Source organism: Maribacter sp. 2-571, from assembly GCF_050589625.1.
Classification (GTDB): domain Bacteria; phylum Bacteroidota; class Bacteroidia; order Flavobacteriales; family Flavobacteriaceae; genus Pelagihabitans.
On the sequence record NZ_JBNGOP010000072.1, the window covers coordinates 1 to 941 of the forward strand.

Genomic DNA, 941 nt, shown 5'->3' on the forward strand with positions numbered 1-941 from the left:
AAATGTCCTTTGATCATTTCTATGGTCTGCTCCGAAATCAATGAGGAGTTATAACCGAACTCTATGTCCAGTTTTTCTGTCAGGTTGATTACGATAGTTAACGGATAATTCGTCGGGTCTATGGTCTCGACATCATCCACCTCTAACACCTGCTTATCTTCTTCAATTGCCTCCGCCTCAGGGAAATTCTCGAATACCATGATACTGTCAAACAAATCGCCCTTCACACCGCTCAAACTCTGTATAATCGATAGATTCGTATATTGATGTTCCCTACATTTCGTATGTTCTAATTGTAATTCCGTCAACCAATCATCAATGGAACCTCCTGGTAATGAACCATATAGCGGAAGGGTGTTGATATAGAGTCCCACCAGTTCGTCAGAATTCTCCATCTCGGTAGGGCGGCCGGATACCGTAACCCCGAATACCACCTCTTTGTTTCCTGTGTACTTGGACAACAATAAGGACCACACTCCCTGCGTAATACTATTTACAGTCAGCCCGTGTTCTTGTCCATACGCGGCAATTCTACCCGTAAATTCCTTTTCGATTACAAGGCTTGTCAGTTTGTGTGTCCCAGCAGTTTTGTTCCTATCCTGATCGGTGTTAACAAATGGTAACAAGGTCGGCGACTCAAGTGTTGCCAAATAGTCCTTCCAAAAGTCTTCTTCCTCGAATGCGTCTTTCTTAGCAATAAAATCGATATACTCCTTATAACGATCTTCCTTTCTCGCTTCTAGAACACCCCCATGAAAGAGTACCCCGTAGGCCTGTAATAACTCGTCGATTACAATAGACATTGACCAACCATCCGTTAAAATATGATGGTTCGTATAAAACATGGTATACGATTCTTTCCCTGTCTTTATCAATGTTATACGCACCAAAGGCGCCTCACTCAAATCGAAACGTGTTTCCCGGTCTTTCTTTTTGAAGGC

The 941-nt window shown here is 42.8% G+C and carries 1 protein-coding gene; it reads right to left on the minus strand.

Going from position 1 to position 941, the window contains the following annotated elements:
• Positions 1-941 (minus strand): condensation domain-containing protein (locus ACRD7P_RS20915; RefSeq protein WP_430909747.1); only part of this gene is annotated, 941 nt, incomplete at both ends.